2 pseudogenes are annotated in these 1,251 nt (G+C 71.1%); one reads left to right on the top strand and one right to left on the bottom strand.

The annotated features are described in order from the left end of the window. Positions 1-1,118: pseudogene (locus A5704_RS08370) on the top strand (condensation domain-containing protein); the annotation flags it as partial. Here A5704_RS08370 and A5704_RS29735 read toward each other — a convergent pair. Beyond that, positions 1,098-1,251, bottom strand: a pseudogene (locus A5704_RS29735) (condensation domain-containing protein); the annotation flags it as partial. The pseudogenes A5704_RS08370 and A5704_RS29735 sit on opposite strands and share 21 nt — an antisense overlap.

Here is a 1,251-nt window from a genome sequence, read left to right as displayed (position 1 = left end):
CGCCCGCCACCCCCACCGAGGAGATCCTGGCCACCATCTACGCCCAGATCCTCGGTGTTGACCGCGTGGGCGTCGACGATTCGTTCTTCGAACTGGGTGGCGACTCGCTGGCGGCGATGCGGTTGATCGCCGCCGTCAACACCGGGCTGAGCGCCCACCTGGGGGTGCGGTCCCTGTTCGAGGCGCCGACCATCCACCAGTTGGCGTCGCGCCTGGGTGCGGCCGGGACGGCGCGCACCCCACTGCCGGCGATCGAACGCCCCCCGGTTATTCCGTTGTCCTTCGCCCAATCCCGGCTGTGGTTCCTCGACCAGTTGCAGGGCCGCTCGGCGGTGTACAACATGGCGGCGGCGTTGCGCCTGGACGGCCGCCTGGACGTCGACGCGTTCGGCGCCGCGCTCGGCGACGTGGTGGCCCGCCACGAGAGCCTGCGCACGGTCTTCATCGCGGCGGAGGGGACGCCCCAGCAGGTGGTGCTGTCACCCGAGGAGGCCGACGTCGGCTGCGACGTGGTCGATGCCACCTCCTGGCCGGCGGCGCGGCTGGCGGAGGCGGTCGAGGACGTGGCGCACTACGCGTTCGACCTCGGTGCCGAAATCCCCCTGCGCGCTTGGCTTTTCCGCACGGGCGAAGACGAGCACGTGTTGGTGTCGGTGCTGCACCATATCGCCGCGGATGGATTGTCGCTCACCCCGCTGGTGCGGGATCTCGGGGTGGCCTACGCCAGCCGGTCCGCCGGCGAAGCCCCCGGGTGGACGCCGCTTTCGGTGCAGTACGCTGACTACACGCTGTGGCAACGCGACCAGTTCGGCGACCTGGACGACCCGGACAGCCCCATCGCCGGGCAGCTGCGGTTCTGGGAACACAATCTCGCCGGGATGCCCGAGCGGTTGATGCTGCCCACCGACCGGCCCTACCCGCTGGTGGCCGACCACCGTGGGGCCACCGTCAGCGTGCGGTGGCCGGCCGAGCTGCAACAGCGGGTGCGCGAGGTGGCGCGGACCCACAACGCGACCAGTTTCATGGTGGTCCAGGCCGCGCTGGCGGTGCTGTTGTCGACCATGAGCGGAAGCAGCGAGGTGGCCGTGGGCTTCCCGATCGCCGGCCGGCGCGACCCGCAGCACCAGCGTGTTGACGAAGAAGCCCACCACGTCGTCGAGCAGCGGGTCGCGCCGGCCGGCGATCGGGAAGCCCACGGCCACCTCGCTGCTTCCGCTCATGGTCGACAACAGCACCGCCAGCGCGGCCTGG

Origin of the sequence: Mycobacterium sp. E735 (assembly GCF_001666955.1) — a bacterium.
Classification (GTDB): Bacteria; Actinomycetota; Actinomycetes; order Mycobacteriales; family Mycobacteriaceae; genus Mycobacterium.
The sequence above is the reverse complement of the archived record's forward strand: the minus strand, read 5'-3'. Positions and strand labels throughout refer to the sequence as shown.